The 5,793-nt window shown below is 74.7% G+C and carries 5 protein-coding genes and 1 pseudogene; 3 read left to right on the top strand and 3 right to left on the bottom strand.

Going from position 1 to position 5,793, the window contains the following annotated elements:
• The first annotated feature begins 606 nt into the window (after window positions 1–606).
• On the top strand, window positions 607–1,746 hold the full coding sequence (locus tag Q0195_RS01170) for a calcium:proton antiporter (protein ID WP_299273435.1): 1,140 nt from the start codon (window positions 607–609) through the stop codon (window positions 1,744–1,746).
• Between the two features lie 72 nt (window positions 1,747–1,818).
• Here Q0195_RS01170 and Q0195_RS01165 read toward each other — a convergent pair whose 3' ends face one another.
• Window positions 1,819–2,307, bottom strand: coding sequence for a GNAT family N-acetyltransferase (locus Q0195_RS01165; protein ID WP_299273432.1), 489 nt, complete (start codon window positions 2,305–2,307; stop codon window positions 1,819–1,821).
• A 296-nt stretch (window positions 2,308–2,603) separates the two neighbouring features.
• On the opposite strand from Q0195_RS01165, the gene Q0195_RS01160 reads away from it, so the two are divergent.
• Both Q0195_RS01160 and Q0195_RS01155 read left to right on the top strand, forming a co-directional pair.
• Window positions 2,604–3,848 carry a YhjD/YihY/BrkB family envelope integrity protein gene (locus tag Q0195_RS01160; protein ID WP_299273429.1) on the top strand — a complete coding sequence of 415 codons (1,245 nt, stop codon included), beginning with the start codon at window positions 2,604–2,606 and terminating at the stop codon, window positions 3,846–3,848.
• 79 nt (window positions 3,849–3,927) lie between these two features.
• Window positions 3,928–4,383 carry a hypothetical protein gene (locus Q0195_RS01155; RefSeq protein ID WP_299273426.1) on the top strand — a complete coding sequence of 152 codons (456 nt, stop codon included), beginning with the start codon at window positions 3,928–3,930 and terminating at the stop codon, window positions 4,381–4,383.
• Between the two features lie 109 nt (window positions 4,384–4,492).
• On the opposite strand, the gene Q0195_RS01150 is transcribed toward Q0195_RS01155, so the two are convergent.
• Entirely contained in the window at window positions 4,493–5,305 is an 813-nt protein-coding gene (locus tag Q0195_RS01150) for an alpha/beta hydrolase (protein WP_299273423.1), read from the bottom strand.
• 167 nt (window positions 5,306–5,472) lie between these two features.
• Window positions 5,473–5,793, bottom strand: a pseudogene (locus tag Q0195_RS01145) (sugar ABC transporter substrate-binding protein); the annotation flags it as partial.

Below are 5,793 nucleotides of genomic sequence, written 5' to 3'. Positions count from 1 at the left end.
CAAAATTTCTACTGCATCCCAAGATAAAGCTTCCACCAAAAAATACATCCCATCTCCGCCGGCGAGGGCGACGCCGGCGAGGGCGACGCCGCGGGTGAGGCCGGCTCCGCGACGGCGGACAGCCCTGCGGGAGACGAGGGCGCCGCGGCCGGGACCGCTCCGGCGGCCGACGCCGCGGACGACGATCCCGCCGGGCGGACCTCCGCGAAGGGCGGTCCCCGGAAGGGCAGGCAGGGCCGGGGCGGGAAGTCCGGTGCCAAGGGCCCGGGCGGGGCGCACGGGTCGCGACCGACCGCCGAGGAGGAGGCCCGCACCGAGGTCATCGAGCCCGTCTCCGGTGAGACGGCGGTCATCCCTCCCGTCGAGGACGAGCGCTGACCGACCTGCTGTCCCTCGCCCCCGCCGCGCTGTCCGTCACAGCAGCTGCCCGGCATCGCGGCACCCCGGCACCTCGCCGTCCCGGCGGCGGGGCCGGTGAGGAGGCTCACCGGCCCCGCCGCTCGCCGTCGGGTAGCCTCGGCGGCAGCGTGACAGACCCGCGCGGGACGACCCGAGCGGTTTCCGGCGGTACGGGGACGGCCTCGTAGAACAGGGCGCAACCCGTCCATGAATCTCCGGTCCATCCTCACGCCACGCGCGCTCGCCCGGCTGCTGCTCGGCTGGGCCGCTGTGGCGGGGCTCGCCCTCACCGGCGACCTGCTCGCTCCCCCGGTCCCCGGCCCGCTCCTCGTCGGCGCGCTGGCGGTCGTCGTCGCGGTGATCCTCGTGTGCGCCTTCGGCGTCGTGCACGAGGCCGAGCACCTGGCCCGCCGGCTCGGGGACCCCTACGGCTCCCTCGTCCTCACGCTGTCGATCGTCGTCATCGAGGTCGTCCTCATCTCGGCCGTCATGCTCGGCCCGGGCGACCACACCACCATCGGCCGGGACTCGGTGATGGCCGTCTCGATGATCATCCTCAACGCCGTCGTCGGGCTGTGCCTCCTCGTCGGCGGCCTGCGGCACGGCGACCTCACCCCGAACCGCGCCGGTACCTCGGCCTACCTCGCGATGCTCGTCGTCCTCGTGTCGCTGGCCTTCGCGCTGCCCGCCGTGGTCGGTCGCGGCGGCTCCTACACCGCGGCACAGACCGTCCCGGTCGTCGTGCTCACCGTCGCCCTCTACGCCTTCTTCCTCGTCCGGCAGATGGGTCCGCAGGCGCGCAGCTTCCGGGAGGTCGACACGCCGGAGGCGGTCACCGGCGCCGCGGACGAGGGGGGACCGGCGCCCCCGATCCGCACCGTGCTCGCCACGCACCGCAGCGAGGTGCTCCTGAGGCTCGGCCTGCTGGTCGCCACGGCACTGCCGATCGTCCTCCTCTCCCACGAGATGGCGGCGCTGCTGGACGACGGCCTGGGCCGGGTGGGCGCGCCGGTCGCGCTGGCCGGGGTGCTCATCGCGATGATCGTCTTCCTGCCGGAGTCGATCACCTCCGTCCGAGCGGCGCTGCAGGGCGAGGTGCAGCGGGTGAGCAACCTGTGCCACGGCGCGCTGGTCTCCACCGTGGGGTTGACCATCCCGTCCGTGCTCCTCATCGGTGCACTCACGGGCCGGCCGGTGGTGCTGGCCGAGTCACCGGCGAACCTCCTGCTCCTGGGGGCGAGCCTGCTGCTGACCGCGACGTCGTTCCTCGCGCCGCGGGTGACGGCCGTGCACGGCGCCTGCCACCTGGTGCTCTTCGCCGGCTACGGGATCGCCGTGCTCTCCTGACCCGCTCCCCGGGGCGGGTCGGCATCCTGTGAGCCCGTCGGCCCCTGGGCCTGGTCAGCCTTCGGGACGCGGTCAGCGGACCATCCGGAGGTCGGCGATACCGCCCCACTGCTCCTCGACCCGGCGAGCGCCGTCGAGCCGGAATCCGTTGCGCTCGTAGAAGCGCTGGGCACGCTCGTTGTCCTCCCACACCCACAGGTAGGCGGGCGCGTCCCCGACCGCGTGCTCGAGCAGCGCGCGCCCGAGCCCCTGGCCCTGGTGCCGCTCGTCGACGTAGAGCGAGGCGAGGAGCAACGGTCGCACGTCGCCGGGGCCGGTCGCCACGGCGGTGGAGAAACCGGCGACGTCACCGGTGTCCCGCTCCACGGCCAGCCAGGTCGCGCTGTCCTGCGGGTCGGTGAGCCGCTGCCGCCACTGCTGCGGGCCCTGGGCCTCCAGCCGGGTGTAGACGTCCTCGGGCACGGCGTCGCCGTAGGTCTCCCGCCAGCAGCGGACGTGGAAGGCGGCAAGGGCGTCGGCGTCGGCCTGCTGGGCGGCACGGATGAGGACGGAGCTGCTCATGGGTCCCACGGTACGAGAGCCACGGACCGGTCCTCGGGCCCCCGCCGCAGTACGGACGCAGGTGTTCTCCCCACTCAGGTCGGGAGGCGCCGGGGTGCTGCGCAGCCGGACCCCGGCCTCGCTGTCGTGGCCGCGTCCGTGGCGGCCCCGGGCGCCGCGCAGGACGCTCTCCTCGGTGTGGTCGGCCTCCCGCCCGTCCTCGGGCGGGTGGCCTCCGCTCCGGGCGGGTCTTCCCCGGTTGCGCAGGGGGTACCCGGCGCTCACGCTGCACTCACGGCTCGACCACAGGAGAGACGATGACCGACCGCACCGACCGCACCGACCGCCCGGATCCCGACCACCCGCGCAAGCCCGACTCCCCCACCGACATCCGCAAGCCGTCGTGGATGTACGTGCTGCGCAAGACGGTCCGGGAGTTCGTCCGGGACGACTGCACCACGCTGGCCGCCGGTCTGACGTACTACGCGGTGTTGTCCCTGTTCCCCGCGCTCATCGCCCTCGCCTCGATCCTCGCCCTCGTCGGCCAGGGCGAACAGGGGACGAGCCAGATCACGACGCTGGTCCAGGACACCCTGCCTGAGGACACCGCGGCGCAGCTCGAGCCGATCATCGACAGCGTGACGAACGTCGGCGCGCCCGGGATCGGTCTCGTCGTCGGTCTCCTCGTGGCGCTGTGGACGGCGTCGAACTACGTCACCGGCTTCGCCAAGGCGATGAACACGATCTACGAGATCCCCGAGGGCCGGCCCGTGTGGAAGCTGCGCCCGTGGACCTACCTGCTCACCCTCGTGCTGCTCCTGCTCGTCGCCGTCGCCGTGGTCATCCTCGTCGTCAGCGGTCCGGTGGCCCAGGCGGTGGGCGACCTCGTCGGCCTCGGCTCCACCGCGGTCACCGTGTGGGGTATCGCCAAGTGGCCGGTGCTGCTCGTCATCGTCGTCGTCATCATCGCGCTGCTCTACTACGCCGCACCCAACGTCAAGCAGCCGAAGTTCCGCTGGATCAGCACCGGCGCGGTCATCGCCATCGTCGTCGCCGCGCTCGCCACCGCCGGCTTCGGCTTCTACGTCGCGAACTTCGGCAGCTACAACGAGACCTACGGAGCGCTCGGCGGCGTCATCGTCTTCCTCCTGTGGCTGTGGATCATGAACCTCGCGCTGCTCTTCGGCGCGGAGTTCGACGCCGAGCTGGAACGCGGCCGCCAGCTGCAGGCGGGTATCGAGGCCGAGGAGTCGATCCAGCTGCCGCCGCGCGACACCCGGGCGGCGGAGAAGAAGGAGCAGCAGCGTCGGGACGACGTCGAGCGCGGCCGGGCGCTGCGGCTGTCCCACGGCCGCACCCAGGACGCGGACGCCGTTGCGGACCCCGCCGGTCGAGAGCGCGAGGCGCAGGCCGGCGCGGACCGCACCGGTCGCGGGCGAGAGAGGGACCACCCGGAGGCCGACGTCGCCGCGGGCACCGGCGACCGGTCCGACGCCGCTCCCCCTGCCCGCGCCGGCCGCCGCAGTCTCCGTGAGGGCCGGGACGACGGTCCGCGTGGCTGAGGGGTCACCCCGGCGGCCGAGCGCCCGGCTCGGCGCCCACCCGTCGGTGGCGCGGTGCCCCGCGCCCTACGCTGGTGCGGTGGACGAGGAGGAGTGGGCCCGGCGACGCCGGGAGGCAGCCGCGGTCCACGCCGACCGGTTGCGCCGGCGGCAGGAGGCCGAGCACGCGCGCGCCGGCCACCTGCTCCGGGAGTTCGCCGCCGTCGCGCGCCACCGGCTCCCGCCCGAGCAACTGCGCGTCCGCGGGTACGACGGCCGGACCACCGCCCGCAGCGACGTCACCGGCTGGTACCTGCGCACCGACCGCAGCGCGGGGCTGAGCACCACGGGTGAGTTCTACGTCCTCACCGGCCCGCTCGGACTCGTGGATCGGCTGCGCGGCGTCACGCTGCGGCCGGCACCGCCGCCGATGGTCCTCGGCGCTGGAGGGAAGGACGGGGAGTCGGTCGACCTGCCCGTCGCCCTCGAGCGGCTCCTGCCCGGCTGGCGCGAGCGGGGCGCCGGCGCTTCTCCCCCGCCGGACGCCCGGTCGTAGGTCCGGCTCGCTGGGCGCATCTCCCGGCGTGACATGACCACCCGGATCCCCGACCGCGCCCAGCGTCCCCGGCCGCGGCGCCGCGCCCTCGAGCCGGGGCCGGGCGCGTTCAGGCGACCGAGGCGTGGAGTCGCCGCAGCGCGTCGGCGACCGCGTCCGGGTCCTCGACCGCGCTCATGTGCCCCACGCGCGGGACGACGACGAGCTCGGCCGCCCCGCCCAGCGCCCGCGCCATGCGCTCTGCGGACGCCTGCGGGCTGCGGGAGTCCTCGGCGCCACGCAGCACGAGGCCGGGGACCTCGAGGTCCTCCAGGGCGGACATCCGGGCGGGCCGGGCGGCCATGGCGCGCTGGGTCCACGCGATCCCCTCGGCCGGCGCCTCGCCGATCCAGCCGCGCATCCGGGCGACGACGTCCGGCCGCTCGGCCAGCGTCGTCTCCCCGAGCACCGAGTCGACCATGCCGGCGACGGCGTCCGCCCCGGTGCGCTCGGCCTCCTCGGCGACCCGGAGCCGCGTGGCGCGGGCCTCCTCGGTGTCCTCCTCGGCGTTCGTGTCCAGCAGGCCCACGGCGGCGAGCAGGCCACGGTGGCGCTCGGCCAGGGCGAGCGTGACGTACCCGCCCATCGACAGACCGGCGACGACGGCGCGCTCGACGCCGGCGGCGCGCAGCGTGGCCGCGACGGCGTCGGCGGAGGTCTCCAGCGAGGGCGCGGGGTCCCGGCCGACGGCTGCCGCGACCTCGTCCGGTGCCGGTGAGTCCCCGAAGCCGGGGGCGTCGAGCGTGATGACGGGCAGGTCGGAGAGGCGGGCAACGACGTCGTCCCACATCCGCGCGTCGAGCGGGAAGCCGTGGAGCAGGACGAGCGGGAGGCCCGCGGCCGGCCCGTGACGGTGCAGGGCGAGAGGTCCGGTGGTGGTCATGGCCCGAGGATGACACGCCCCCGGCGCCGCGTGCGAGACCTTGGCGCGGCCACCCACCGCCGCGTGCAAGACCGCGGGGCCCTCGGCGCCGTGCCGCAGCCCCGGCACGGCCCCCACCCCGCTGCCCCGGTGCGGGCTCGGCGGGCCCGCACCGGTGCGCGACGTCGTCAGTCGGTGACGTTCTCGTAAGCGCGAATGACGGTCGCCTGGGCGTCTGCGAGCGCCTGCTCGGCCGTCTTGTCCCCGAGCAGCGCCGCCGTCATGGCGTTGGTCAGCTCGTTGGTGATCTCCTGCCCCACGGGCGAGGCGCCGAAGGACTGCCCGTACTCGACGACCTCGTAGTAGGTCTGGATGACCTGGTCGAACGCCTCGTTGCCGGAGGGCACGACGTGGGCGTCGCGGATCGTCTGGTCGGCCTCGGGCGACCCGGTGAAGATGCCGGTGAACACGCCCTGGTTCTCCTCGACCGTCGCCGCCCGCGCCTCGCC

The organism is uncultured Georgenia sp. (assembly GCF_937958535.1).
Classification (GTDB): Bacteria; Actinomycetota; Actinomycetes; order Actinomycetales; family Actinomycetaceae; genus Oceanitalea.
This window is presented reverse-complemented; position numbering and strand designations above follow the sequence as displayed.

Coding starts and splice junctions, on each gene's coding strand:
- Q0195_RS01170 (WP_299273435.1), top strand. CDS start 607: ATGAATCTCCGGTCCATCCTCACGCCACGCGCGCTCGCCCGGCTGCTG.
- Q0195_RS01165 (WP_299273432.1), bottom strand. CDS start 2,307: ATGAGCAGCTCCGTCCTCATCCGTGCCGCCCAGCAGGCCGACGCCGAC.
- Q0195_RS01160 (WP_299273429.1), top strand. CDS start 2,604: ATGACCGACCGCACCGACCGCACCGACCGCCCGGATCCCGACCACCCG.
- Q0195_RS01150 (WP_299273423.1), bottom strand. CDS start 5,305: ATGACCACCACCGGACCTCTCGCCCTGCACCGTCACGGGCCGGCCGCG.